This window comes from Gordonia sp. NPDC003950 (assembly GCF_053605205.1).
On record NZ_JBSGIT010000019.1, the window covers coordinates 37,391 to 63,713 of the forward strand.

The 26,323-nt window shown below is 66.5% G+C and carries 24 protein-coding genes and 2 pseudogenes; 14 read left to right on the top strand and 12 right to left on the bottom strand.

Features of this window, described 5'->3' with window-relative positions:
- Positions 1–14: 14 nt before the first annotated feature.
- From ACWETB_RS16885 to ACWETB_RS16900, 4 genes are all read right to left on the bottom strand, one after another.
- Positions 15–902 (bottom strand): carbohydrate ABC transporter permease, encoded by an 888-nt coding sequence (locus ACWETB_RS16885; RefSeq protein ID WP_449741753.1) that lies wholly within the window; start codon positions 900–902, stop codon positions 15–17.
- On the bottom strand, positions 902–1,861 hold the full coding sequence (locus ACWETB_RS16890) for a carbohydrate ABC transporter permease (protein ID WP_449741754.1): 960 nt from the start codon (positions 1,859–1,861) through the stop codon (positions 902–904). The genes ACWETB_RS16885 and ACWETB_RS16890 overlap by 1 nt, the downstream gene beginning before the upstream one ends.
- Before the next feature lie 2 nt (positions 1,862–1,863).
- Entirely contained in the window at positions 1,864–3,189 is a 1,326-nt protein-coding gene (locus ACWETB_RS16895) for an ABC transporter substrate-binding protein (protein WP_449741755.1), read from the bottom strand.
- Positions 3,190–3,251: 62 nt separating this feature from the next.
- Positions 3,252–4,259, bottom strand: coding sequence for a sugar-binding transcriptional regulator (locus ACWETB_RS16900; protein WP_348809931.1), 1,008 nt, complete (start codon positions 4,257–4,259; stop codon positions 3,252–3,254).
- A gap of 129 nt (positions 4,260–4,388) precedes the next feature.
- Between ACWETB_RS16900 and ACWETB_RS16905 the strand changes: the two genes are divergently transcribed.
- Genes ACWETB_RS16905 through ACWETB_RS16920 form a run of 4 tightly spaced genes read left to right on the top strand, consistent with a single transcriptional unit; the run spans position 4,389 to position 8,600 of the window.
- On the top strand, positions 4,389–5,429 hold the full coding sequence (locus tag ACWETB_RS16905) for an NAD(P)-dependent alcohol dehydrogenase (protein ID WP_348809952.1): 1,041 nt from the start codon (positions 4,389–4,391) through the stop codon (positions 5,427–5,429).
- On the top strand, positions 5,426–6,892 hold the full coding sequence (locus ACWETB_RS16910) for a mannitol dehydrogenase family protein (protein ID WP_348809930.1): 1,467 nt from the start codon (positions 5,426–5,428) through the stop codon (positions 6,890–6,892). Before ACWETB_RS16905 ends, ACWETB_RS16910 begins: the two co-directional genes overlap by 4 nt.
- Positions 6,889–8,280: an FGGY family carbohydrate kinase gene (locus ACWETB_RS16915; protein WP_449741756.1), complete on the top strand. Its 1,392-nt coding sequence runs from the start codon at positions 6,889–6,891 to the stop codon at positions 8,278–8,280. The genes ACWETB_RS16910 and ACWETB_RS16915 overlap by 4 nt, the downstream gene beginning before the upstream one ends.
- A 5-nt stretch (positions 8,281–8,285) precedes the next feature.
- Positions 8,286–8,600: a hypothetical protein gene (locus ACWETB_RS16920; protein ID WP_348809928.1), complete on the top strand. Its 315-nt coding sequence runs from the start codon at positions 8,286–8,288 to the stop codon at positions 8,598–8,600.
- 33 nt (positions 8,601–8,633) lie between these two features.
- Here the strand turns inward: ACWETB_RS16920 and ACWETB_RS16925 are convergent, their stop codons facing one another.
- On the bottom strand, positions 8,634–9,356 hold the full coding sequence (locus ACWETB_RS16925) for a GntR family transcriptional regulator (protein ID WP_452212407.1): 723 nt from the start codon (positions 9,354–9,356) through the stop codon (positions 8,634–8,636).
- 126 nt (positions 9,357–9,482) lie between these two features.
- On the opposite strand from ACWETB_RS16925, the gene ACWETB_RS16930 reads away from it, so the two are divergent.
- From ACWETB_RS16930 to ACWETB_RS16950, 5 genes and pseudogenes are all read left to right on the top strand, one after another.
- Entirely contained in the window at positions 9,483–10,664 is a 1,182-nt protein-coding gene (locus tag ACWETB_RS16930) for an acyl-CoA dehydrogenase family protein (protein ID WP_452212409.1), read from the top strand.
- 64 nt (positions 10,665–10,728) lie between these two features.
- Entirely contained in the window at positions 10,729–11,475 is a 747-nt protein-coding gene (gene fabG, locus ACWETB_RS16935; protein WP_449741759.1) for a 3-oxoacyl-ACP reductase FabG, read from the top strand.
- 78 nt (positions 11,476–11,553) lie between these two features.
- A pseudogene (locus tag ACWETB_RS16940) lies at positions 11,554–11,904 on the top strand (acetyl-CoA C-acyltransferase); the annotation flags it as partial.
- 19 nt (positions 11,905–11,923) lie between these two features.
- Positions 11,924–13,072, top strand: a complete 1,149-nt coding sequence (locus tag ACWETB_RS16945; protein ID WP_452212412.1) for a CoA transferase — start codon at positions 11,924–11,926, stop codon at positions 13,070–13,072.
- 102 nt (positions 13,073–13,174) lie between these two features.
- Positions 13,175–13,699, top strand: a complete 525-nt coding sequence (locus ACWETB_RS16950) for a low temperature requirement protein A (protein WP_452212464.1) — start codon at positions 13,175–13,177, stop codon at positions 13,697–13,699.
- A gap of 3 nt (positions 13,700–13,702) precedes the next feature.
- On the opposite strand, the gene ACWETB_RS16955 is transcribed toward ACWETB_RS16950, so the two are convergent.
- The gene (locus ACWETB_RS16955) at positions 13,703–14,767 is read right to left on the bottom strand and encodes a Glu/Leu/Phe/Val family dehydrogenase (protein WP_348809923.1); all 1,065 of its coding nucleotides are present in this window, start codon (positions 14,765–14,767) and stop codon (positions 13,703–13,705) included.
- A gap of 111 nt (positions 14,768–14,878) precedes the next feature.
- Here ACWETB_RS16955 and ACWETB_RS16960 point away from each other — a divergent pair, with 111 nt between their 5' ends.
- Together ACWETB_RS16960 and ACWETB_RS16965 are read left to right on the top strand one after the other, a co-directional pair.
- Positions 14,879–15,313, top strand: coding sequence for an Lrp/AsnC family transcriptional regulator (locus ACWETB_RS16960; RefSeq protein WP_449741763.1), 435 nt, complete (start codon positions 14,879–14,881; stop codon positions 15,311–15,313).
- Between the two features lie 293 nt (positions 15,314–15,606).
- Positions 15,607–17,172: pseudogene (locus ACWETB_RS16965) on the top strand (APC family permease).
- Between the two features lie 191 nt (positions 17,173–17,363).
- On the opposite strand, the gene ACWETB_RS16970 reads toward ACWETB_RS16965, so the two are convergent.
- Both ACWETB_RS16970 and ACWETB_RS16975 read right to left on the bottom strand, forming a co-directional pair.
- Positions 17,364–17,681, bottom strand: a complete 318-nt coding sequence (locus ACWETB_RS16970) for a putative quinol monooxygenase (protein WP_348809921.1) — start codon at positions 17,679–17,681, stop codon at positions 17,364–17,366.
- An 87-nt stretch (positions 17,682–17,768) separates the two neighbouring features.
- Positions 17,769–18,566, bottom strand: a complete 798-nt coding sequence (locus tag ACWETB_RS16975; protein ID WP_348809920.1) for a sulfite exporter TauE/SafE family protein — start codon at positions 18,564–18,566, stop codon at positions 17,769–17,771.
- Between the two features lie 98 nt (positions 18,567–18,664).
- On the opposite strand from ACWETB_RS16975, the gene ACWETB_RS16980 reads away from it, so the two are divergent.
- A complete protein-coding gene (locus ACWETB_RS16980) occupies positions 18,665–19,303 on the top strand; it encodes a DUF1345 domain-containing protein (protein WP_452212415.1) in 639 nt (212 codons plus the stop codon).
- A gap of 3 nt (positions 19,304–19,306) precedes the next feature.
- Here ACWETB_RS16980 and solA read toward each other — a convergent pair whose 3' ends face one another.
- On the bottom strand, positions 19,307–20,443 hold the full coding sequence (gene solA / locus ACWETB_RS16985; protein WP_452212417.1) for an N-methyl-L-tryptophan oxidase: 1,137 nt from the start codon (positions 20,441–20,443) through the stop codon (positions 19,307–19,309).
- The gene (locus ACWETB_RS16990) at positions 20,440–21,588 is read right to left on the bottom strand and encodes a tyramine oxidase subunit B (protein WP_348809917.1); all 1,149 of its coding nucleotides are present in this window, start codon (positions 21,586–21,588) and stop codon (positions 20,440–20,442) included. The genes solA and ACWETB_RS16990 overlap by 4 nt, the downstream gene beginning before the upstream one ends.
- Positions 21,589–21,744: 156 nt before the next feature.
- Between ACWETB_RS16990 and ACWETB_RS16995 the strand changes: the two genes are divergently transcribed.
- Entirely contained in the window at positions 21,745–22,347 is a 603-nt protein-coding gene (locus tag ACWETB_RS16995) for a TetR/AcrR family transcriptional regulator (protein WP_348809916.1), read from the top strand.
- A 13-nt stretch (positions 22,348–22,360) separates the two neighbouring features.
- Here the strand turns inward: ACWETB_RS16995 and ACWETB_RS17000 are convergent, their stop codons facing one another.
- Both ACWETB_RS17000 and ACWETB_RS17005 read right to left on the bottom strand, forming a co-directional pair.
- Positions 22,361–23,047, bottom strand: a complete 687-nt coding sequence (locus ACWETB_RS17000) for a helix-turn-helix domain-containing protein (RefSeq protein WP_348809915.1) — start codon at positions 23,045–23,047, stop codon at positions 22,361–22,363.
- Complete coding sequence (locus ACWETB_RS17005; RefSeq protein ID WP_449741766.1) at positions 23,044–24,552, bottom strand: APC family permease; 1,509 nt, start codon at positions 24,550–24,552, stop codon at positions 23,044–23,046. The genes ACWETB_RS17000 and ACWETB_RS17005 overlap by 4 nt, the downstream gene beginning before the upstream one ends.
- A 239-nt stretch (positions 24,553–24,791) precedes the next feature.
- Here ACWETB_RS17005 and ACWETB_RS17010 point away from each other — a divergent pair, with 239 nt between their 5' ends.
- Positions 24,792–26,273 carry an APC family permease gene (locus tag ACWETB_RS17010; RefSeq protein ID WP_452212420.1) on the top strand — a complete coding sequence of 494 codons (1,482 nt, stop codon included), beginning with the start codon at positions 24,792–24,794 and terminating at the stop codon, positions 26,271–26,273.
- Positions 26,274–26,323 lie beyond the last annotated feature (50 nt).

Genomic DNA, 26,323 nt, shown 5'->3' on the forward strand with positions numbered 1-26,323 from the left:
GGTGGACGACGGATCTACTTGATGGCGCCAAAGCTCAGGCCGCGGACGAGTTTGTTCTGGGCGATCCACCCGCAGATGACGACCGGCAGTGCGGCGAGGACCGACGCCGCCGACAGCTGCGCCCAGTACAGTCCCTGGCCGGACATGAATCCGGTGAGGAACACCGGCATCGTCTGGGCGTTGACGGCGGTCATGTTGACGGCGAAGAAGAACTCGTTCCACGAGAAGATCACGCAGATCAGTGCGGTGGCGGCGATTCCGGGTGAGATGAGCGGCAGGATCACCTCGCGCACCGAGGTCCACAGGCTCGCTCCGTCGATGCTGGCCGCTTCGAGGAGTTCTCCGGGTACTTCCAGGAAGAAGGACCGCATCATCCATACCGCGATCGGCAGATTCATTGCGGTGTACAGGATCACGAGTGTCCAGATGTTGTCGAGCATGCCCATCTTGCCGACGATCACATACAGCGGGATGATCGCCGCGACGATCGGCAGCATCTTGGTGGAGATGAAGAAGAACAGGGCGTCCTTGGTCTTGCGCACCGGTCGCAGCGACAGCGCGAAGGCCGCGGGCACACCCAGTACCAGCACCAGGATGGTGGAGGCAATGGTCGCGAACAGTGAATTGAGCAGCGGGGTACCGATTCCCGCGTCGAAGACGTCGCGGAACTGCTGCAGCGTCGGGGTGAAGATGAACGTCGGTGGGTTGGTGGCCGCGTCGCTCTCCTGTTTGAACGCGGTCAGCACCATCCACAGCACCGGGAAGAAGAAGCCGATGGCGAGGATCCAGGTGATGGTGGTCAGTGCCATCCGCCGCGGGTCGCGGCGGCGTTCGATGTCGTCGGGGGTCAGGTGTCCGGCGGACGCGGGTGTTGTCGCTTCGGGGCGGATGTCGGTGCTCATCAGGCCGGCTCCTCTGTTCCGGTGAAACTCTTGAAGATCAGGCGCAGGGCCAGTGATGCGACGACGATGGTGCCGATCACGGTGACCACGCCCATCGCTGCGGCCTGTCCGATGTCGAATCCGAGGAAGGCGCGTTGATAGATGTAGTAGGACAGGTTCGAACTCGACACCCCGGGACCACCGGAGGTCATCATGTACACCGCGTCGAAGGTGTTGACGAGGTAGATCGCGCCCAGCACGGTGCCGAGTTCGATGAACCGCCGCAGGTGCGGCAACGTCAGTTCCCGGAACAGCCGGACGCTGGTCGCTCCGTCCACCCGGGCGGCCTCCTGGATGTCACGCGGCATCGACTGCAGGCCGGCCAGGATGAGCAGCATCATGAACGGTGTCCACTGCCAGACCAATTCGGCCATCACGCTCATCAGCGGGAATTCCGAGAGCCAGTCGGTGTGGATTCCGAACGGACTCAACGCCCAGTTGACCAGGCCGTTGGTGGGTGAGAGCAGGCTGGTCTTCCACAGCAGCGCGGCGGCCACCGGCGTCACCAGGAACGGCGTGATCAGCAGGGTTCGAACCACCCCGCGGCCCAGGAACTTTCGGTCCAGCAGCAGTGCGAAGATCAACCCCAGGACCACCGACACGATGACGGTGCCGACGATCAGCACGATGGTGTTGAGGGTGACCCGCCAGAACTGCATGTCGGCGAACACGGCGCCGTAGTTGTCGAGTCCGACGAATCGTCGCGAACCCGGTCGGACCAGATTCCACGACTGGGTGGAGTAGTACAGGGTGAACACGAACGGGATCTGGGTGACCACGATCATGAAGATCAGCGCGGGCAGGAGTGGACCGCGGCGGCGCCAGCCTTCGGCGCGACTGATGTGGTCGCGTCGCGACGTCAACGGCGCATCATCGCCGGTGTCGGTCTGCGGCCCGGGGGTCGATACTGCGGTGGCCATCGCTATTGCTCCCTCTGGTAGGTCTTACCCACGACCTGGGCGTACTGCTGCGCCTGTTCGAGGGCGTCGTGGACGCTGATCTGTCCGGCGATCGCGGCCGAGATCTGCTGGCTGACGCGGGTTCCCAGGTCCTGGAACTCCGGGATCGCCAGGAACTGAATTCCGGTATAGGGCACCGGGTCCGCGGTGGGCTTCTGCTGGTCGGCCGCCTGCATCGCTTGCAGTGTCTGGGCGGCAAATGGTTTCGAGATCTCCTGGTAGGCGGGCAGCTGGTAGGTCGACAGGCGGCTGCCGGGCGGGATGTGGGTGGCGCCGAGGGTGTCGGCGACGTGCTCGATGTAGTTGCGGTTGGTCATCCAGTCGATGAACTTCCACGCCTCGTCCTGATGACTGCTGCTGGTCGGGATGCCCAGCGACCAGGTGTAGAGCCATCCGTTGTCGCTCTTGGCCATTCGCGGTGCCGGCAGGTAGCCGACATCACCGGCGATGGTGGAGGTGTCCGGGCTTTCCAGCACCGAGACCGCCGACGTGGCGTCGTACCACATCGCCACCTGCCCCTGCGACATCAGATTTCCGCACTCCTGGAAGCCCGACGACGATGCGCCGGCCTCACCGTATTTGCGGACGGTGTCGACGTAGAACTGTACGGCCGCCTCCACCTGCGGACTGGTGAGCTGTGCGTTCCAGTCCTCGTCGTACCAGCGGCCACCATAGGCGTTGATCACCGTGTTCAGCGGTGCGAGGACCTCACCCCAGCCGGGCTTGCCGCGCAGGCAGATACCGGCCGTGGTGTCGGTGGTCAGTTTGCGGGCGGCCTCGGCGACCTGCGGCCACGTCGGGTCCGCGGGCAAACTCACCCCAGCCTGCTGGAACAGTTTCTTGTTGTACATCAGGAACGATGACTCGCCGTAGAACGGCGCCGAGTACATCGAACCCTGGTATGACAGTGCGGTTTTGAGAGTCGGGATGAAGTCGTCGGCCTGATAGCCCGGGTCGGCGTCCATGTAGGGGGTGAGGTTGACCAGCCAGCCGTTCTCGGCCCACATCGGGGTCTCGTAGTTGCTGATCATCACCACGTCGAACTCGCCGCCGCCGGTGGCCACCGATGCGGTGATCTTGGCCCGGGCCTCGTTCTCCGACAGGGTGACGAAGCGGACCTTGACGCCGGGATTCTGCTCCTCGAACTGACTCGAGAGCGAGACCGCGTCCTGCATCTGGGAATTGGAGACCATTGCGACGGTGATCTCACGATCCCCGCCGCCGGTCAGCGAGCCCGCGCCCGCGCAGGCGGTGGCCGTCAGTGCCACCGCGGCGAGGACGGCCGTCACGGCCGCACGCCCGTGCCGCCAGGTCCGGCGCACCGTCGCGCCCGGACGTCGTCGTGAATATCTCACTGTTGACCTTCCTGTTGTGAGACAAGCCATTCCGCGGTGGTGACGTCGGTGACGAGAATGGTCGCGTAGCCGCCGCGGAGGGCGCCGAGAATCGATTCCCGGCGGTGGGTTCCACCGGAGATGAGAATTGCCGTGGGACAGGCCCGGATCGCTTCGAGCGGGACCGACACGGTCCGCTGCACCAGACTGGATTCGACGGGAGCGCCGTCCTTGTCATAGAACCGGCCGCCGATCTCGCCGACGGCGCCGAGGGCGATGAGTTCGTCGAGGACGATCGCATCGATGTAGGCACCCTCGAACAGGGTCGTCGAGGTGGACACCGAGCCGACCCCGAACAGCATCACCTGGGCGCCGCGCGCCGCGGAGAGTGCCTGCGAGAGAATCGAATCCCGGTTGAGAGCGATCACGGTCTCCGGATCGGCGAAGAGCGGGGCGACCAGCCGCAGCGGTTGCGCGTGCAGGCGTTCGGAGAATCGCGCCAGGGCGTGGTCGACGCCGGTGTGATAGTCCACCGAGGTCATCGATCCGTCCATCTGGACCACCCGCTGGCAACTCGATGCCCCGCCCATGGCGTCGGCGGTGGCCACCTGCTCAGGGCCCCAGGTGAAACCGAAGGTATCCGATGCCTGGATTCGGCGTGCCACCACCGACGCACCGGCGCGCCCGAGTGCCGCGTTGCCCGACGCCGATCCGTCGGCCTCCTCGTCGATGATGAGGACCTCGTTGAGTCCGAAGACCTCCTCCACACGTCGTTCGAGGTCGGTGTGGATCGATGCCGACAGGTGTGCCGGGGCGGTCACGCTGACCTGGACAAGGCCCTGCGCGCGGGCCCGTTGGATGAGTCGGCCGGCGGTGGGTCGTGACACGCCGAGCCGGGCGGCGATGTCGGCCTGGGTGAGGCCTTCGAGGTGGTACATGGTCGCGGCACGCACGAGCAGCCGCAGGTCCTGGCCGGTATCGGTGGCCGAACGCACCGTCTCGGTTGTGTGTTTACGAGATGCCATCGGCGGTGATTCCGTCCTATCAGCCTTCGTGAGCATCTGCTCACTAGCGGTGAATGTGCTCAGTACGCTAACATCCTCGATGTGAGCTACGCAACAGTTACCGATCAACGTGAGGCAACCGGCCGCACCATGCGAGCGGCGGTTCTGACCCCCGGGCGCACCATCACCACCGAGGATCGGCCGATCCCCACTCCGGCACGTGGCGACGTGTTGGTGCAGGTCAGCGCGGTGGGTGTGTGCGGTTCGGACACCCACTACCTGCGCCACGGCCGGATCGGCGAACACGTCGTCACCGAACCGCTGATCCTCGGACACGAGGCTTCGGGCGTGATCACCGCGGTCGGAGCCGACGTCGACCCAGGTCGGATCGGCCGGCGCGTCTCCATCGAGCCCCAGCGCCCGGACCCCACGACCGCGGAATCCCTGCGCGGCGACTACCACCTCTGTCCGCACATGCGGTTCTTCGCCACTCCCCCCGTCGACGGCGCGCTCGCCGGGTTCGTCACGATCGGTTCGGCGTTTGCGCACGACATCCCCGACGAGGTGAGCGACGAGGCGGCCGCACTCCTCGAACCCCTGTCGGTGGGAATCGCGTCGATCACGAAGGCCCACGTCGGGATCGGCGACTCCCTGCTCATCGCCGGCGGCGGACCGATCGGCCTGATGTGCGCGCAAGTGGCCCGCGCGGCCGGGGTATCACGAATCGTCGTGAGCGAACCGGATGCGGATCGACGCTCGCGCGCCGCGGAGTTCGGCGCCACGCTGGCGGTGTCCCCGGACGACGAGGTCGAGCCCGTCGACGCCTTCGTCGATGCCAGTGGCGCCCCCGCCGCGGTGCGTGCCGGACTCGCGGCGCTGCGCCCGGGTGGCCGGGCCGTCCTGGTCGGCATGGGTGCCGACACCATGGAACTACCCGTGTCGCTGATCCAGAACCGCGAGATCGTGCTGACCGGAGTGTTCCGCTACGCCAACACCTGGCCGACGGCACTCGCCCTCATCTCGTCGGGGGCCGTCGATCTCGACGCCATGGTCACCGCACACTACGGACTCGACGACACCGAGGCGGCACTGAACTCCGATCGGATGGCCGGAATGATCAAAGCCGTTGTCCACCCACAGATCTCACATCACCCCGACACCCCCGGCACATCCCGAAAGGCCGAATCGTGAGCACCGCGCTGAGCGCCGACAACCTCCCCACCATCACCGGGGTGCCCATCCCCGACTACGACCGAGGCAGGGTCACCGCATCGATCGTCCACTTCGGGGTCGGCGGATTCCACCGCGCCCATCAGGCGATGTACCTCGACCGCCTGCTCTCCCACGATCCGTCGTGGGGAATCCGCGGCGTCGGTGTACGACCCGCCGACGCCCGCATGCGTGATGCGCTGCTACCACAGGACTGCCTTTACACCCTGACCCTCAAGCATCCCGACGGAAAGGTCGAGACATCGGTGATCGGGTCGATCGTCGACTACCTCTACGCCCCCGACGATCCCGAGGCCGTCATCGAGGCGCTGGCCGATCCGGCCACCCGTATCGTGTCGCTCACCGTCACCGAGGGCGGATACAACTTCTCGCCGGTCACCGGAGAATTCGACGCAGCCAATCCCGACATCGTGGCCGACCTGACCGGAAAGCGGCTTCCGACAACGGTGTTCGGCCTGGTCACCGAGGCTCTCGCCCGCCGCCGCGACCGAGGAATCGACTCCTTCACCGTGATGTCGTGCGACAACATCGCGGGCAACGGCCACGTCGCAGGAGCCACCTTCCTCGCCTACGCCCGGCTGCGTGATCCCGCTCTGGCGGAATGGATCTCCGAGCACACGACGTTCCCCAACTCGATGGTGGATCGGATCACACCGGCCACCCCACCGGATCTCGCCGACGAGGTGGTGGCACGGACCGGCATCATCGACCGCTGGCCGGTGGTGGCCGAGCCGTTCACCCAGTGGGTGCTCGAGGACGACTTCGCCTGCGGACGACCACCTCTGGAGACGGTGGGCGTGCAGGTCGTCGACGATGTGGAACCGTATGAACTGATGAAGTTGCGGCTGCTCAACGCCGGCCACCAAGCACTCTGTTACTTCGCGTATCTCCTGGGGTACCGCTACGTCCACGACGCTGCCATTGACCCTGATCTGCGAACCCTGCTGCGCCGCTACATGTCCGAGGAGGGCAAGCCGACGCTCGCGCCACTGCCGGATGTGGACGTCGACACCTACATCGACACCCTGCTGGAACGATTCGCCAATCCCGCTGTCGCCGACACGATTGCACGACTGTGTCAGGACTCGTCCAATCGGATTCCGAAGTGGCTGGTACCGGTGATCCGCGATCGCCTCGACGCCGGCGGTTCGGTGGATCTCGCGGCCGCGGTGGTGGCGTGCTGGACGCGCTATGCCGAAGGTGTCGACGAGAACGGTGAACCCATCGACGTCGACGACCCCATCGCCGATCGGCTTGTCCCGCTGGCCCGGCAATCCCGCAACGATCCCCTTGCCTTCCTCTCCGAGCAGTCATTGTTCGGCGATCTCGGCACCCGCGAGGCATTCACCGCGCCCTACTCCTGGGCGCTGGAATCACTGCGCAGCAAGGGAGCTCGCGCCACTCTCGCCGAGTTGCTGTCATGACGCTGGTCGCCGGCGTCGACTCGTCGACGCAGTCGTGCAAGGTGGTGGTGTGCGACGCCGACACCGGGGTGGTGGTCCGCATGGGTGGCGCACCGCACCCCCAGGGCACCACCGTCCATCCCGATCGATGGTGGGATGCGTTGTGCAGGGCGATCTCCGATGCGGGCGGCATCGACGACGTGGCGGCACTGTCGGTGGCCGGACAACAGCACGGCATGGTGTGTCTCGATGACTCCGGTGCGGTGGTGCGAGATGCGTTGTTGTGGAATGACACCCGATCCGCACCCGCTGCAGCGGAGTTGATCGGGGAGTTCGGCGGGGCAGGTTCCTGGGCCGAGCAGATCGGCGTCGTCCCGGTGGCCTCGATCACCGCCACCAAACTGCGGTGGCTCGCCGACCACGAACCGGAACACGCCGACGCCACCGCCGCGGTGTGCCTGCCCCATGACTGGCTGACGTGGCGGCTGTCGGGCACCGGTGACATCGCGACACTCACCACCGATCGCAGCGACGCCTCCGGCACCGGCTATTTCAGCGCCGATTCCGGCGAGTACCAAAAGGACATCCTGGCGATGGCTTTTCGGGGGCGTACCCCCGCGCTGCCCCGGGTCCTCGGTCCCGCGGAGTCCGCGGGACGGACGTCGACCGGATCCCTGCTCGGCGCGGGTGCGGGTGACAATGCCGCTGCCGCATTGGGTTTGCACGCAGGACCGGGCGACGCCATCGTGTCGCTGGGCACCTCGGGGGTGGTCAGCGCCGTCACCGAGGTGGCACCCCACGACGCGAACGGCCTCGTCGCAGGATTCGCCGACGCCACCGGACGACACCTTCCCCTGGTGTGCACGCTGAACGGCGCGCCGGTACTGGCCGCCGCCGCGCGAGCACTGGATGTCGACCTCGCGACGTTCGCCGACCTCGCGCAGTCGGCGCCGTCCGGAGCCGGCGGCCTGACGATGGTGCCCTACCTGGGCGGTGAACGCTCACCGAACCTGCCCGACGCCACCGGAAACCTGGGCGGGATCACCGCCACCAACTTTCTGCCCGCCAACATCGCACGAGCCGCCGTGGAGGGGTTGCTGTGCTCGTTGGTGTACTGCCGCGAACAGATCGAGGCCCAGGGCATCGCGCTGCGCCGGTTTATCACGATCGGCGGCGGCACCAAATCGTGCGCGGTGCAATCGATCGCCCCCGGACTCTTCGGGGGATCGATCGTCCTGCCCGCCGACGGCGAGTACGTGGCGCTCGGCGCCGCCCGCCAGGCCGCCTGGGCGCTCACCGGCGATCTGCCCGACTGGGAGATCGGGTCCACACTGATCAGCGCGGACCCCAGACCCGACGTCTACCAGCAGTATCGCCGACACGCGGACGTCGCCTTGTCGTTGCGCTGACCACCGTGCCGGCGTCTCACCGTCATCTGTCGGTCGTCCTCGAGGTCAAGGCCGATCCGAAGCACGAGTATCGGGACTGGCTCGGCGAACATGCCGACACCTTCGATCCCGAGGCGTTCGACGTCGACGCGGTGAATCGCCGCATTTCATCGGAAGCTGAGACCAACAGCGGCAACATGAGCGACGACGACTACTCCGAACTCCACCGACTGTTCACCATCCTCGGCGTCGAACGGCCGTCGACGATGGAAGAAGCGGCCAACGCCGCCGATCTCCGACACCGCCCGGATGTTCGCCCGCACGGCACTGTTGATTCTTGATCTCCCTGCATTCTTGATCTGCCATGCCGCCACTCACGCCCAGAAGCCGCGTTCCTCGAGCAACGCCACCGCACGGTGACCGCCACGCAGGAAATGCCCCTCGGTGAGGGTGCGTGCCATCCCCGGCGACCGGCTCGCGAGCGCATCGACGATCTCACGGTGATCGCGCAACGACGATGCGACCGACTCGGGATGGGAGTCGAAGAAGCCGTCCGGGATGGCTCCGCTGAGGAGCCGCAGTTCGGCGACGAGCCGCCGCGACCGCGCCCCCAGATTGACGACCCGGTGGAATCCGAAGTTGAGGCGCTCCAACGCCAGGAGGTCGTCGGCGGACTCCATCCGGGTGGCCAGCGCGCTCAGTTCGGCGAGTTCGTCGTCGGTCAGGTTCATCGATGCACGTTCGGCGGCCAGCCCGGAGATGACGCCGAGCATCCAGTAGTGATCCCGGATGTCCTCGCGTGCGAGGTCGGCGACGAAGGCACCGCGCCGCGGAATGGTCTCGATGATCCCCTCGCCGGCCAAGGAGATCAGCGCTTCGCGGACAGGGAGTTTGCTCATGCCGAGCCGATCGGCGAGCGCGTCCTGATCGACCTTGGTCCCGGGCTTCATCTCGCCGGAGAACACCCGTCGCCGGATCTCCTTGGCGGCGGTCTGCTTGAGCACCGAGGACGAGGAGACCGAGGACGAGGAGACCGAAGACAGGGACGCCGGCGACGAGGAGTCGCCGGTGGCGTGATGCGGTTCCGCGCGGGTCATGGTCTCTCTTCCGTTGCTGGTAGGCGACGCGTATAGATTATCAGCTCTTGGCCGCACAGGCGCAGTCTTGCAGGCCTTTTTCGAGTCCATCTGGTTTGCGCGCCACCTTTTTGATAATTTCGGGTCATGTCAGTCACGACTCAGCCACACACCCCCGCCGTCGGCGCCGACGATTTCGAGCAGATCCGCGCGGTCGTCCACGACTTCATCCGCACCAAGGTGGTGCCCCGCGAAACCGAGATCATGGAGACCAACGCCATCCCCGACGACCTGCGCGCACAGGCCGCCGAGATGGGGCTGTTCGGCTATGCGATACCGCAGGAATGGGGCGGCCTCGGCCTCGACCTCACCCAGGACGTCGAACTCGCCATGGAATTCGGCTACACCAGCCTCGCGCTGCGATCGATGTTCGGCACCAACAACGGCATCGCCGGGCAGGTGCTGGTGAACTTCGGCACCGACGGGCAGAAGAAGCAGTGGCTCGAAGGCATCGCCTCCGGCGAGGTGGTGGCATCGTTCGCGCTGACCGAGCCCGGCGCCGGTTCCAATCCGGCGGGTCTGCGCACCAAGGCCGTCCGCCACGACGACGAGTGGGTCATCGACGGACAGAAGCGATTCATCACCAACGCCCCCATCGCCGATCTGTTCATCGTGTTCGCCCGCACCCGTCCCGCCGACGAATCCGGCACCGGCATCGCGGTGTTCCTCGTCCCCGCCGACACACCCGGTATCGAGGTGGGCGTCAAGGACAAGAAGATGGGCCAGGAGGGTGCGTGGACCGCGGATGTCTCCTTCGACGGTGTCCGCGTCCCGGCGTCGGCCCTCGTCGGCGGCAAGGAGGAAGCCGGCTACAAGGCGGCAATGACCTCCCTGGCCCGCGGACGCGTCCACATCGCGGCTCTCGCGGTCGGCGCGGCGCAGCGTGCGCTCGACGAGTCGGTCGAGTACGCCGCCAGTGCCACCCAGGGCGGAAAGCCCATCGGCTCTTTCCAATTGGTGCAGGCGATGCTCGCCGATCAGCAAACCGGCGTGATGGCCGGCCGCGCACTGGTCCGCGACGCCGCCGCCAAATATGTCTCCGGCGAGGACCGCCGAACCGCACCGTCGGTCGCGAAACTTTATTGCAGCGAGATGGTCGGGAAGGTCGCCGACCTCGCGGTCCAGATCCACGGCGGCACCGGCTACATGCGTGAGGTCCCGGTCGAACGCATCTACCGCGAGGTCCGCCTGCTTCGCCTCTACGAGGGCACCAGCGAGATCCAGCGACTCATCATCGGCGGCAACCTGATTCGCGCGGCGTCCAAGTAGATCCCGCCAGTCGGTCGTTGAACCCCACCACCCGCACACCACCGCAACCCCGAAGGACCCACCCATGCCCGGACCACTTCTGAACAACCAGACCGCCGTGATCACCGGCGCCGCACAGGGAATCGGCTTCGCGATCGCCCAACTGTTCGTCGACGAGGGTGCACGCGTCGTCATCGGCGACGTCAACGCCGAGGCCGCCGAGAAGGCCGCCGCCGAACTGGGCGGCCCGTCGGTCGCGATCGGCGTGCGCTGCGACGTCACAAAGGGCGACGAGGTCGACGCCCTTCTCGCCGCCGCCGCGGACACGTTCAGCCCGGTCGACGTCATGGTCAACAACGCCGGTATCACCCGGGACGCGACAATGCGGAACATGACCGAGGAGCAGTTCGATCAGGTCATCAACGTGCACCTCAAGGGCACCTGGAACGGCACCCGCAAGGCCGCCGCGATCATGCGGGAACGTAAGAGCGGCGCCATCGTCAACCTCTCGTCCTTGTCGGGCAAGGTCGGCATGGTCGGGCAGACCAACTACTCCGCCGCGAAGGCCGGCATCGTCGGCATGACCAAGGCCGCCGCCAAAGAGCTTGCCCATCATGGTGTTCGGGTCAACGCGATCCAGCCCGGCCTGATCCGGTCGGCAATGACCGAGGCCATGCCGCAGAAGGCGTGGGATCAGAAGATGGCCGAGATCCCGATGGGCCGCGCCGGTGAGGTCACCGAGGTGGCCACGGTGGCACTGTTCCTGGCCACCCATCTGTCGTCCTACATGACCGGCACGGTCATGGAGGTCACCGGCGGGCGGTTCATGTGAGCGCGCAACAGCTTCGGCGGGCCGCGATCGTCGCTGCGGTGGTGGCCTGCAGGCCCTGGCGACCGCGGCGATGATGGTGCAGGCGGCGGATGCGATCCGTCCCGGATGGGGGCCGGCCCGGTTCCGGCCACCGGCCGACGCGGATTCGACTCCGCGGCCACACCTCCCGAATCGGTCGACCTGGTGGAGCTGAACGAGGCATTCGCCGTCCGGTTGTTGCGCGTGCTGGAGCGCTGGAAATGGAATGATCAGGCCCGGCTCAATGTCAACGGCTCCGGCATCTCGCTCGGTCATCCGATCGGCGCCACCGGCGTTTGCATTGCCACCACCCTGCTACACGAGTTGCATCGCCGTGGCGGCGGTCGCGGCCTGGTCACCATGTGTATCGGTGGCGGTCAGAGATTTGCCGCCATCGTTGAATCCGTCTGAGAATCAAGGAGATCTGACAATGACGTCGCCCGATTCCCATGTCCGTCCGCTCGCCGGTGTACGCGTGGTGGAGGTCTCCAGTTTCGTCGCCAACCCACTGTGCGGGCTGACACTGGCCCAGTTGGGTGCCGAGGTGATCCGCGTCGATCCCATCGGCGGGGCCGCCGACGTGAATCGGTGGCCACTCACCGATGACGGCACCACCTCCATCTACTGGACCGGACTAAACAAGGGCAAGAAGTCGGTCACCGCGGATCTGCGATCACCCGACGGGCAGGCCTTGGTCCAGCGGCTCGTCACCGAATCCGGTTCCGGTGGCGGCATTCTCGTCACCAACGCGGGTGGTCGCGACTGGATGAGCCACGACACCCTGGCCGCACTGCGACCCGACGTCATCACCCTGGAACTCCTCGGCGGCTCCGACGGCACCCCCGCCGTCGACTACACCGTCAATGCGGGACTGGGATTCCCACTGATCACCGGCCCCCTCGACCACGACGGCCCGGTCAACCACGTGCTCCCGGCGTGGGATGTGGTGTGCGGACTCTATGCGGCGCTGGCGATCACCGCCGCCGTCCGGCGCCGTGAACAGACCGGAGTGGGCAGCCGGATTCGGTTGCCGCTGGCGGACACCGCCCTCTCCATCGCCGGTACACTCGGCTATCTCACCGAACCGCAGGTCAATTCGCAGTCCCGCCCGGCCACCGGCAACGACGTGTACGGCACCTACGGCACCGATGTGGTGACCGCCGACGGTGACCGGTTCATGCTCGTCGCGCTTACCGGCCGCCATTTCCGCGACCTGGTCCGGATCACCGGAACGGAGGCGGTCGTCGACTCCCTCCAGCAGTCGCTCGGCGTCGACTTCTCCGCCGAATCCGATCGCTTCACCCACCGAGCCGTGCTGAACGCGTTGTTCGGCAAGTGGTTCGCCGACCATTCGACCGACGAGGTCGCCGCCGCACTGGCCGGATCATCGGTGCTGTCGCAGCGGTACCGCAGCTTCGACGAGGTCGTCGCGTCGGGTGAGCTCGCGAGGAATCCGCTGTTCGCCGAACTCGATCAACCCGGAATCGGCCGATATCTCGCGGCCGGGCTGCCCGCGTCATTCGACGGGCAGCAGTATTTCGTCGGTCCCGCCGTACCCTTGGGCGCCGACACGCCCTGACCCGATTCGCCCGCACCGACCCGGTCCGGCCGGCTCCGAACGATGCATCCGCCATATGGATAAACTTCGCCGAAAAAGGAGAGGCCGTGGCGGATCGCCCAGATCGGTTGGGTGACATGGATTCTGCTACCACTGTCGTTCACCGCTGCGCTCGTCCGGCTGGTGATCATCTGGATCCTCGATTTGGGCGGACCGGTCATCGCCGAGTTCAACGACCGCCGACGCGGCGGCGGCTTTCCGTGGCATGCGCACCACATCGCCGAGCGTTACGGCCTGCTCGCCATCATCGCGATCGGCGAATCGATCACCGGCGCTCTGGCTGCCGCCCAGATGATATCGAACGCACAGGGACGGACGGTGGAATCGATGGTCGCGCTCGCCGCCGGCGTGCTCATCTCGTTCTCGTTGTGGTGGACGTACTTCGTCATTCCCTCGGGTCCGATCCTCGATGTTCGGCGGGACAACGTGATTCCGTGGGCATATATGTGCACATCGCCGGTCGTGGCCACGGTGTTGGCGGCCGTCGGTTGGCCGCTGTGGGCCTGTCTGCTGGTCGTGCTCGTCTCGCCGCTGTCGGTGATCGTGTTGTTGGACGTCGTGATCAACGACGCCGCCGATAACCGGTGACGTTCACTCCGTCCGGAAGTACGGCCGGTGCTTCCGGTTGGCCTCGACGATCTCTCCTGCCATCGTCAGCGCCACCGAGACGGTGTCGGTGCCGGCCGCCGTCGAGCGATTGAGCACCTCACGGGCGGTGTCGGCGATGGCGTCGACCCGTTCGGTGAGCCCGGTCTCGTCGTCGCGTACCTCGGCCTCGACGGCGAGCAGTCCGCCGGCGTTGGCGACGAAGTCGGGGACGTGGATGATGCCGCGTGTGCGGAGTTCGGCCGCAAGGGAATTGGCGCTCAGCATATTGTTGGCCGCACCGACGAGCGCGGTAGCACGCAGCGCGCCGACCGCATTCCCGTCGATGACACCACCACCGGCACACGGCGCCACGACATCGACGTCGAGCTGCAACACATCCTCCAGATCGACTGCGATGATTCCGATCTCGTCGACGGCGCGATGCATCCGGTCGGCATCGATGTCGGCGCCGAAGACCTGCGCGTCGACCTGGGTCAGCATCCGCGCGACGTGCAGGCCGACGTTGCCGAGTCCCTGCACCGCCACCCGGGCGCCGGCGACGGTCCGGCCGCAGGCCTCCAGGGCCACCTCGATGCTGCGGACCACGCCGCGAGCGGTGAAGTACGACGGGTCGCCGCGTTGACTGGAGACGACGGGTACGTGGCGGCCGATCAATTCCAGGTCGCGCACCGAGGTGCCCATGTCGACGCCGGGGATGTACCGGCCATTCAGTGAGGCAATGTATTTGGCGTGGGCGATGAGCACCTCGTCCCGATTGGCCACTCGCGGATCGATGTTGATCACGCTCTTGCCGCCACCGAGTGGCACTCCGGCGAGGGCCGCCTTGTAGGTCATCGCCTGGGCGAGGTTCATCGCATCGGCAACGGCGTCCGCGGGCGAGGCGTAGGAACGCATCCGGACACCACCCAATGACGGTCCGAGCGTCGTATCGTGCACGGCGATAACGGATTCGAGACCTACCTCGGGGTCGCGGCAGAGCACGATCTGCTCGAAGTCGCGATCATGCAGCGCGGTGAGGAATCCAGTGGTCGATGTCTGTGATGTCATGGCGCAGGACGCTATTGGCGCGGCGCGGTCCTGCACAAGGACTTGGCGCGAAATAGCGACGAGTACGCAAATCTTTGTCACAGGGACGATCTTCGCGATAGATTATTGCGCATGGTCCAGCTCGATGACGTTGATCTCCACCTGCTCGCGCTGCTGTCCGACGACGGTCGGGCGACGTTCTCGGATCTCGCATCACGGGTGAATCTGTCGGTGGCCGCCACCAAACGGCGCGTCGACCGGCTTCGCGCACAGAATGTCATCACCGGTTTCACCGCGACCGTCGACCACGCCGCGCTCGGACGCCCCGTCGAGGCCTTCACCGAGGTCCGCTACGTCGGCAACTCCCAACCGGACGAGATGATGGCCGAGATGACGCAGATCCCCGAGGTGGAGGCGGTCTACACAATCGCCGGCGACCCCGACATGCTCGTCAAGGTGCGCGCCCGCGACCACAGCCATCTGCAGCAGGTGATCAACCACCTGCGGCGAGGCGGCAAGGCGACCGGCACGAAGACGATGATCGTGCTCGGGTCCTGGCATCGCTGAGCGAGACCCACCCGGACCTGTCGCCGTCGAACACAAGAATTTTCACCGGTTGCGGCGGCGTGCTCGACTTCTTTGCGTATCGGCACCGGGATCGCCGTTCTCCTTGGCGTGGCCCAGGTCACACTGATTGCATGACGTGCACTGCCGATCATCGTCTGCCCGCACCGGCCACAGCCCTCGTGCGCGCAGGCACCCCAGTGCGTGCCACGGGTACCCCCGTGTCAGGTCGGCAGTCAGAGATGCACTGCGCGTAGCGAACTCGCAACGAGGAGAACACATATGCCGGAACCGGGATATGGCGGACAAAATCCGTCGAGCAATCGATCGCCGAGACCGACGAACCGCGCAGCAAGCTGCGCAAGGACCTGACGACCAAGGATCTCACGGCCTTCGGGGTCGCCGTGGTGATCGGAGCGGGCATCTTCACCCTCACCGCCCGCACCGCCGGCGACATGGCCGGGCCGTCGGTGTCCTTGGCGTTCATCCTCGCCGCGGTGGCGTGCGGTCTCGCGGCGTTGTGCTACGCCGAGTTCGCGTCCACCGTCCCGGTCGCGGGCAGCGCCTACACCTTTTCCTACGCCACCTTCGGCGAATTCATCGCCTGGATCATCGGGTGGGACCTCATCCTCGAATTCGCCTTGGCCAGTGCGGTTGTCGCCAAAGGATGGTCGCTGTATCTGTCGGACTTCATCGGTCTGCCGACGACCATCTCGATCGGCGGGATCGACACAGACTGGGGTGCGGTGGCGGTGATCGGCGCGATCACCCTGACCCTGGCGTTCGGGGTCAAGTTGTCCTCACGCGTCTCGACCGTCATCACCGCCATCAAGGTGGCGGTGGTCCTGCTGGTGATCATCGTCGGCGCGTTCTTCATCAACACGGCGAACTATCATCCGTATGTGCCTGCGGCAGAACCGAACACCGACAGCAACGCGGGACTGCAGCAGACCCTGTTCGCGGCGCTGAGCGGGTCGGACGGCAGTAACTACGGCTGGTACGGACTGCTGGCCGCGGCAAGCCTGCTCTTCTTCGCGTTCATCGGCTTCGACGTCGTCGCGACCACCGCCGAAGAGACCAAGAACCCGCAACGCTCCATTCCGCGTGGCATCCTCGGGTCCCTCGCAATCGTCACCGTGCTCTACGTGGCGGTGACCGTTGTACTGACCGGCATGGTCGGATATCAGGAACTGCGGACCGGCAGCCCGCTGGTCGGCGACGGCAGCGCCACCCTGGCCACCGCATTCGAGGGCGCATGGCATCACCTGGGCACAGACCGCGATCAACGTCGGCGCCCTGGCGGGCCTCACCACGGTCGTGATGGTGATGATGCTGGGTCAGAGCCGTGTGCTGTTCGCGATGTCACGCGACGGCCTGATCCCGCGATCGTGGGGAACCACGAACGCGTCGGGAAATCCGGTGCGCGTCACCATGATCGTCGGCGTCGTGGTCGCGGCGATCGCCGCATTGTTCCCGATCGGTGTGCTCGAGCAGATGGTCAACATCGGCACCCTCTTCGCCTTCGTGCTCGTCTGCGCCGGTGTGCTGATCCTGCGTCGCACCCGACCAGATCTCAAGCGCGGCTTCCGGGTTCGGCAAGCCCATTCGTCCCGATCCTCGCGATCGTCGCCTGCGGGTGGCTGATGATCAACCTGTCGGTGGAGACCTGGATTCGGTTCGTCGTCTGGATGCTGATCGGCGTCGTCGTCTACCTGCTCTACGGCCGTCGTCACTCGGTCCTCGCACTCCGGTCCCGACAGGCCGCGCAGCCCGACACCGTTGACAGCGTCCTCGCCCCCACTGACAGCGCCCTCGTCGTCGTTGACAGCGCCCGGTCCGACGTTGACAGCGCTCACCGATGACGTGACAGCGCTCGCTTGACGTCCGACGGCGCCAGGCTCACACCGGCCGGGCGCCATCAGCGTCGAACAAAGCGCTGTCAACGTGGAAGAGAGCGCTGTCAACGCAGTGAGAGAGCGCGGGTCGGGGAATCCTCACAAGGAACGGCCGTCTGCGAGACGGCCGTTCCTTGGTCGACTGCGGTCGACGGAACCTAGAGGGCGCCCTTGTTTGCGTCGCCGGCCGGGACGGCGGTGAAAGTCTTCACGTCCAACGGCCCCGCGAGGAGGGGACCGATCGCGGCGCCGAGTTCGGCGAGCGCCGGTGCGCTGCCATGCACCTTGAGGGCGTCGGCCGATTCCCACTTCTCGATCATCACGAAATCGGTGCCGACGGCCGCTTCGTGCAATGCGTACAGTTCGCAGCCCGGCTCGCCGTGGACCTTGTCGATGGCAGTCAGGATCGCGTCCTTGACCTCGGCTTCCTTGCCCTCCTGCGGGCTGATTGTCGCCACCACGATCACCTCGGACATCTCGTGTCACTCACCTTCGTCTCGACTGCAGTTTGACCTGTCGCACGCTACCCGGTGGCCATCCCATCGACGGTGAAACCTCAGAACTCAGGCGAGCAGCCGCCACAGGCCGACGAGACCGACGACGACGATCACCACGCGCAGCGTCCACGGCGACAACCGCCGCCCGTACCGCGCACCCACCACGCCGCCGATCAGCGAACCGACGGCGATCATCCCGGCCGCCGCCCACTCGATCCGGTCAAACGCGACAATCGTGTAGGTCACGGCGGCAACGACATTCACGATCAACGACAGCAGATTCTTGGCCGCGTTGAGGCGCTGGATGTCGTCCGGGGCGATCACACCGATGGCACCGATCAGCAGGATGCCCTGCGCGGCGGTGAAGTAGCCGCCGTAGATGCCGATGAGGAAGGTGGCCGCCGTCATCGCGGCGAGGCGCGTGGGCGTCAGCGGAAATGCCTGGGAGATCGGCACATCCGGGTCATGGCCTGCCCTCGACCGCTGCAACGACCACCGTTGGATCCGGGGTCCGAGAACCACCAGGATCAGCGCACCGATGAGCAACACCGGTACGACCGCCTCGAACACCGTCTCCGGCAGATGCAGCAACAGAAAGCATCCCAGCAACGCACCGAGGAACGACCCGGGGATCTGCCACCGCAGCCTCGGCCACTGCCCATCGAGTTCTCGCCGGTACCCCCACGTTCCCGACACGCCGCCGGCGACCAATCCGATCGCATTGGAGATGGTCGCACTGACCGGGGGCACCCCGAACGCCACGAGCGTGGGGAAGGTGATGAGTGTTCCGCTACCGACCAGAGCGTTGATGGCTCCGGCGCCGAACCCGGCGGCGAGCACCGCGATCAATTCCCAGGTGGACATGCCTCCAGGGTGCCGGGAGACCGGATCCACACGGCATCGGGGTGCCACACGCCGCGTCGTACAGCCGCAAACGGCTGACGAACCACTATCACTGAAGCATGCAGATAACGCCGATCGCCGCGACCCACCGCATCCTCACCGCGGTGGCCGTAGGAGTCGTGGCCGGCACCGCCACCGGCGTGCTCATCGACGACATCGGACACGGACTGCTCGTCGGCATCGTCGGGACCGCGGGAGCGTTCGTGCTGATGGGCTGGCTCGCTCTGTGGCCGATGGACGGCGCCGAAACCAAGGAGCATGTGGCGCGCGAGGATTTCCGGCCGCAGGTCGACGAGATCATCGTCATCGCCGCCGCCCTCTCCGCTCTCGGCGGCATCGTCGGATTGCTCATCGAGGGTGGTTCCCACGCGCAGTGGCCTCCGGCGGCACTCGCTCTGGCCGGCGTCTTCCTCGCCTGGGCGAGCGTGCACCTGATGTTCGCCACCCGGTACGCCTACATGTACTACGCCGACGCCACGCCCGGCGGCATCCACTTCAACTCCGACGACCCGCCGGCGTTCCGCGACTTCTTCTACTTCAGCTACAACCTCGGCATGACGTATCAGGTGTCCGACACGTCGGTCTCGGACTCCGCGATCCGTGCGGTGGCCCTGCGTCACTGCCTGATCTCCTACGTCTTCGGTGCGGTGATCCTGGCCACCACCATCAACCTCGTCGCGGGTGTGGTGACCGGGTAGTGGTCAGGACACCGCCACACTCCGGTGCCCGTCGACGGTGAACGCATCCCCGACGAACCGCACCGGCTCACCGAGCGCCATCGCCGCCAGTTCCTCACCCCACACCGGTGCGAACTTGAAACCGTTGCCGCTCATCGCCGTTGCCACAACGACCCGGTCACCGACTCGATCGATGACCGGCATCTTCGTCTGCGTCCACGAATCCGCGTGCAGCGACCACCGGACGACCTCGGGGATGAGATCGGGCATCAGCCGCTGTGCCTGCTCGCCGACCCAGCGCAACTGATCGCCGTCGAGTGTCGTGGGATGCTCGGTGGCGGTGTCGAAGTCGAGATGCGGGCAGATCTTGATGCTGTACCCGTCGAGTGTCGGCACGCCGAACGCATGCACGTCGTCGCGGTCACGCATGAAGCCGGGCAACCGATCCGGGGTGAACAGGTCGACGTGGCGCGGCATCAGCCAGGTGAGCGCGAACGTCTTGGACGTGACGATGTCGGCGAGGCCGGGCAGTACCTGTGTGGTCCACGGACCGGCGGTGACGATGACCTGATCGGCGAGGTACTCACCCCGGGTGGTGCTCACCCTGACCCCGTGCCCGGTGTCCTCGATGTCGAGCACCGTGGTGTCGTAGAGCATCGAAGCACCGTGCGCAACTGCCTGATCCGTGGCTGCCGCGACGGCCATCTCGGGCCGCGTCGCGCCGCCCAGTGTGTCGAGAACACCCACGTCGCCGTCATCGATGGCGAACTGGGGGAACCGTTCTCGCAATGACGCGGCATCGAAGACCTCATGCGGCAGATCGAACTGGTCGATCGCGGCGAGGGTCGGCACCAGATCGGGGTGGTCGGCGGGCGCCACGCTCAGCGCACCCACCGGCAGCAGGACGTCGCTGCCGTAGGCGGCACCCAACTGCTGCCACAGTTCCCGCGAGCGCAACAACGCCGGGGTGAACAGTTCGCCTTCCTTGGCGGCGACCCGGAACAGTCGGGATTCCCCCGCGTAGGCCCCATTGGGGTGGACACGCCCGTACTGTTCGATACCGAGCACATCCACACCCCGGGAGGCCAACTGCCACAGCGTCATCGACCCGATGGAGCCGAGTCCGACGACGATCACCGAACGTCGCGCGGCGGGACTCACGCCAGCACCGGGCTTTCCCACAGGTTCAACGAGGTCCCAATGCCGCGTTCGACGGCGTTGCGGTACACCACCGTTGCCCACGCGACATCCTCGACAGGCATGCCGCCCACCGACATCAGCACGATCTCGTCGTCGCTGCGACGACCGACCACATCGCCCGCGGCCACCGCACCGAGGTCGATGAGTTCGTCACGGTCCATCGTGCCGTCGTGGATCATGTCGAGGAATTTGCAGCCGATGATCGGGATCACGTTGTGCGACGGGTGTCCGGCCTCCTCCGCCCAGGCCTCGTAGAGGCGGGTGTTGTCGACGACCTTGCGCACGTCGGGACCCCGGAGGGTCTCGTCGATGTTGCAGCCGGCCGGCATGCTCAGGAAGGCACCGGGCTTGATCCAGTCGCGGGTCAGCGTCGGATAGGTCGACGGATCACCGGCCTCACCGGAGGTGCAGAAGGTGACGATGTCGCTGTCGCGGACGGCCTCTTCCAGGGTGTCCACCTCGATCACCTCGATCTGCGGGAACTGCTCGGCGACCCAGGAGGTGTAGGTGTCCAGGCTCTTTCGGCCGCGGCCCTTGATCTTGACGGTGTCGATCTTGGGGCAGGTCGCCACGAACGCGGCCAGTGAGGTCTTGGCCATCACGCCGGGTCCGACGATGCCGATGACCTGCGAGTCGGGTTGGGCGAGCAGTCGTGCGCCGACGCCGGGAACCGCGCCGGTGCGATACGCCGACAGCAGATTCGCCGACATGAGTGCCAGCGGGGCACCGGTGTCGGTGTCGTTCAGCATGAACATGAGAATCGAACGGGGAAGCCCCTTCTCGCGGTTGGCGATGTTCGATCCGTACCACTTCATTCCACTGGTGCCGAAGCTGCCACCGAGGTAGGCGGGCATCGCCATGAAGCGACGGTCGGCGGTGTTGGCCGGCATCGTCTCGAACTCGGATTCATCGGGGAAGGTGATCATCGCACCGTGCGAGTCCGCGTTGGGTCCGGCCATCCGGTAGTCGCCACGGTGCAGCAGCACGAAGGTCTCAGCCATGGCGTCCACGCAGGCGGCCATGTCGGTGACGCCGGCGGCGATCATGTCCTGCTCGGACAGGTAGCGGAAGTCGATGGCGGTGGTCGGTCGGGTCGTTTCGGTCATGATCGTGGGTCCTGACGTGTGGGTGAGGTCATCGGTCGCGCAGTCGCATCGACGTCGATACCCTGCGGTTGCCAGCAACATTACAAACGTAATGTTTCGGATGAGTGCTGGTATGTTCCCTTTGGGTAAACCGCATCGGGAGGAGGAGCCACCGTCGTGAACAACGTCTCCACGCCCACCTCCGGCGCCCGTCCCGGCTACGGCACCGGCCGGGATGCCCTGGTGTCGGCTACCATCACCATCGTTGCCACACAAGGCATTCGGAAACTGACCTACCGTGCGGTGGCCGCGGCCGCCGGCGTCACCCACGGCACGGTGCAGCATCATTTCGCCAATCTGGACACCCTCCTCGAGGCCGCCCTCGAGCATTGCGTTGACGTCAGCATCGCCGATTCGGCCCTATCCGGCGGCCATGACAGCGTCGACAGCTTCATGGCGGGACTGTCGCGCCTGGTCCGCGATACCCTCGACGAACAGGTCTTCCAGTACGAACTCGTGCTCGAGTCCCGTCGCCGTCCCGAGCTACGGCCGCACGTCGAGCGCTATTACGCGCGATATGCCGAGTCCATCGGAGAATCGTTGCGGCGGATGCACCTTCCCGACGACGACACCACCGTGGAGGTGGTCTTCTCCGCCGTCGACGGCCTCGTGTTCCGCGCCCTCACCCTCGGCGACGGCGATCTCTCCCACCTCGACGTGCATCTCGGCCGGCTCCGGGAGTTGTTGCACGCGTTGGGTGAACGCGCGCAGGAGACATAACCCGAATCCGAGCTCAGCCCTCGGCCCGCAGGATGGCCCCCACCCGGGCGGCCGGCTCGCTCAGCAACCGCGCCAGCGCGTCGGCGTTGTCGATGTGCTTGGCCGGCGCCGAGATCACCAGCACGGCACTCAACTCATCGTCCCGCCCCCAGACGGGCACCGCCACGCAGCCGAAATTGTGGATGAACGATCCGACTTGACTGACGAATTCCGGTGCCGCCGAGGGATGTCCCGATCCGACGGCGAGTACGAGACGTCCGGCGGCCGAGGCGGTCAGATCGTGCAGGAGCCGCCCGGGATCGCTGAGTGGATAGTCGGGGTCGATGTCGATCAGACTCAGACGCGCACGCGCGGTACCGGGCCGGTGACAGCCGAACAGGTGCACGCCGAAGCGCAACCCACCCCGGAGCTCATCCAGGGTGGTGCGCAGTTGTTCCGGCACCGTCGAGCCCGACGCGACTCCGACGAGACGCTCGATCTTGGCACCCAGCGCGAACCCGCCGAGATCGGGAGTCCGGACCAGATACTCCTCCTGGGCAAGCAGATTCACCAGCCGGTAGATCGCCGACTTCGACAGTCCCAGATGCCGCGACAGTTCGGCGGCACTGACACCGGGCCCGATCGTGGCCACTTCTTCGAGGATCTGCAGCGCGTTGATCACCGACCGCGACGACGAATCGCCGGCGAAGGCCGGGCTCATCGGGTCGGCCCGACGACGGCGATGTCGTCGGTGTCCAGATGCCCACTCCAGACTTCGGAACGGGTCGGCGTTTCGTGAATACCGACCCGAGCCAACAACTCCGGCCGCACGACACGCAAGACCACGCAGCCCAGCGCCGCGATCACCAGCCAGGCCACCGCCGCCAGGATCCCCGGCCACCACACCCCACCGATGTTGGTGACGATGAAGACCACGAGGATCGCGACGATCCCGACGGAACCGAGCGCGGCGGCGACGACGATCCGCGGCTGCAGTTCACCGGTCCGATAGAGGAATACCGGCGCCGCGACACACACCAGGGCGTACGCCACGAGAAACGCGATCGCCGGCGCCGACGCCATCGACCCACGGACGCTGTTGGCCGACGCCCCCGCAAAGATACTCACGACCACCACCGCGGCGATCAGCGCCACCGACATCACCACCCCCACCACCGGGGTCTTGTATCGCGGATGGGTGCGCCCGAGCGGCGCGGGCACGACACCCTCACGCGACAGCGACAGCAATGTCCTCGTCAACGCCGTCGTGCTGGCGAGCATGCACGCCAGGAACGACGCGCACACCCCGATGTAGACGATCGGCGTGACCCACCCGACCCCCAGTTCCCGGGTGAGAACACCGAGGTCGCCGCTGCCGAGGCCCGCGATGGCCTCCAACACCGACAGGTTGCCCGCCTGTGCCGCGGTGGCGAGAACCACGACGACGACCCCGATGCCGAGCGAGACGCGCATGGCCCGCGGAACGGTGCGCAGCGGTCGCCGCGCCTCCACCGACACCGTTGCCGCGCTCTCGAATCCGATGAGTCCGCACACGCCGATGGCAACGCCGCTGAACAGATCGGTCATGCGTTCCGGGCCGGCCACCATCGCCGACAACGACGAATGCGGAGAGGTTCGGACGAGCAGTGCGACCACGACGGCCAACAGCACGACGACGGCGACGGCCTCCACCACCAGTCCCACCCTGGCCGAGAAGCGTATTCCGCGAATGAGCAGGACCGCGCACAGCACGGCGAGCGCGGTGGCGGCGACGCAGATCTGCACGGGTCCGGGATCGTCGACACCGATCAGGCGCAGCCCGTACCAGGACATCTGCGACAGCATGAGTACACTCAACGCGCCGTACCCGAGCACCATCGCGGCGGCCGTGATCAGCCCGCTCGTCGATCCCAATCCCTTGGCGACGTAGGTGTAGAGCGCACCCGGGGCGGCCATCCGCGACGCGAACGCGCCCAGGGTGACCGCGACCAGCGCCGACAACACCGCGGCGCCGAGGACACTCCAGACCAGCGGCCCGCCGGATTGGCTCACCAGCATCGGTATGGTGGCGGCCGCGGCACACGGTGCCATCACCGCCACCGACTGGGCCACGACGTCGCCGAAGCCCAGGGTGCGGCGGTCGAGGCCCGCAAGTTGCGTCCGGGCACCCAACCGCAGGCGCACCCGAGCGCGGCGCCCGGCACCATCGGCTACGGGCTCGGACATAGGGCGCGACGCTAGTGACGCGGTGTTGCCGCCGTGTTTCGGGCCCGTGTTCGCGCGGTGACATGCAACGGGTCGTCGGGCCCGGCCGATTCCCGATGGGGTGTCACAACGGTTAACGGCGGAGCAACTCCGTGGCGATGAGCGACCGTGATTCTGGATGCACGACGGGCATTGCGGCCCGATGCGTTCATCCCCGGCGCCCGATCCCACTGCGCGCCCCTGCCACGAAAGACACACCCATGACATCCATCGACGCCGGCGCGGCCTCCGCCGCGACGACCTCCCCGGGGACAGCCTCGGCTCCCACCGCCCAATCCTTGTCCGGTTCCCTCGGTGTGGGGGCGATCGTCTTCATGGTCGTCGCGGCGGCCGCACCGCTGACCGTCGTCGGCGGCGGCGTGCCGATCGCGTTCCTGCTGGGCAACGGGCCCGGTGTGCCGGCGATGTTCGTCGTCACCGCCGTGGTGCTGCTGCTGTTCGCGGTCGGCCTGTCGACGATGGCCCGCCATATCCCGCGTCCCGGCGCCTTCTTCACCTACGTCGGCTACGGCCTCGGCCGGCCTCTCGGCCTGGGCACCGCCCATCTCGCACTGCTCACCTACACGATGGTGCAGGTCGCGGTGTACGGGCTGATCGGTGTGCTGATCTCCTCGGGCATCGTCGACCTCGGTGGCCCGGACATCCCGTGGTGGGCCTGCGCGCTGGCCGTCGCCGCGTTCACCGGAGTACTCGGCTACCGCCACATCGAGCTCAGCTCCAAGGTGCTGGGACTGCTGCTGATCGCCGAGATCGGCATCGTGCTCATCCTCGACATCGCCATCATGGTTCAGGGTGGCGCACAAGGGTTGTCGCTGGAATCGTTCACCCCGTCGGCGGTCTTCTCCGGCGCTCCCGGCATCGGTTTGATGTTCGCCGTCGCCGGCTTCATCGGCTTCGAGGCGACGGCGATCTTCCGCAATGAGGCCCGCGATCCCGACCGCACCATCCCGCGCGCCACCTACGTCGCCGTGCTCCTGATCGGCGTGTTCTACGCCTTCACGTCGTGGGCGCTGGTGATGGCGTGGGGCCCGGACAATGTGGTGGCCGCGGCCGCCGAGGATCCGGCCGGCATGATCATGGCCACCGCGCAGACCTACCTCGGCACCTGGGCGTCGACGACCGTCAACATCCTGCTCATCACCAGCCTGTTCGCCTGCATCCTCAGTTTCCACAACGTGATCTCCCGCTACCAGCATTCGATGGCGAACGCGACGGCGATGCCGTCCCGCCTCGGCACCATCCACCCGACGCACCTCTCACCGCACGTCAGTTCCTTCGTGCAGACGACCACCGCGGTGGCGCTGGTGGCACTGTTCGCCGCCCTCGGACTCGATCCCGAACTGCAGGTCTTCGCCTGGTTCTCCGGTGTCGCGACGCTCGGCATCGTGGTGCTGATGGCACTGACCTGCGTCGCCGTCATCGTCTACTTCCGGCGCAAGAAGATCGCCGCCGGCGTGTGGCGTTCGGTCGTCGCACCCGTCCTCGGTCTCCTCGGCCTGGGGGTCACGCTGATCGCCGTCGTCGCCAACTTCCCGACCCTCATCGGTGGGTCACAGTCGCTGGCCGACTTCTTCTTCGCCCTGGTGGTCGCCGCGGTCCTCATCGGCGTCGTCCAGGCGTTGATCCTGCGCCGTCGCAACGAGACCGCCTATGACTCACTGACCTCCGCCATCGCGGCCTGACCTCGCCACTCACCAGGAATCGGCCTCCCACCACCAATTGAGAGGAACAC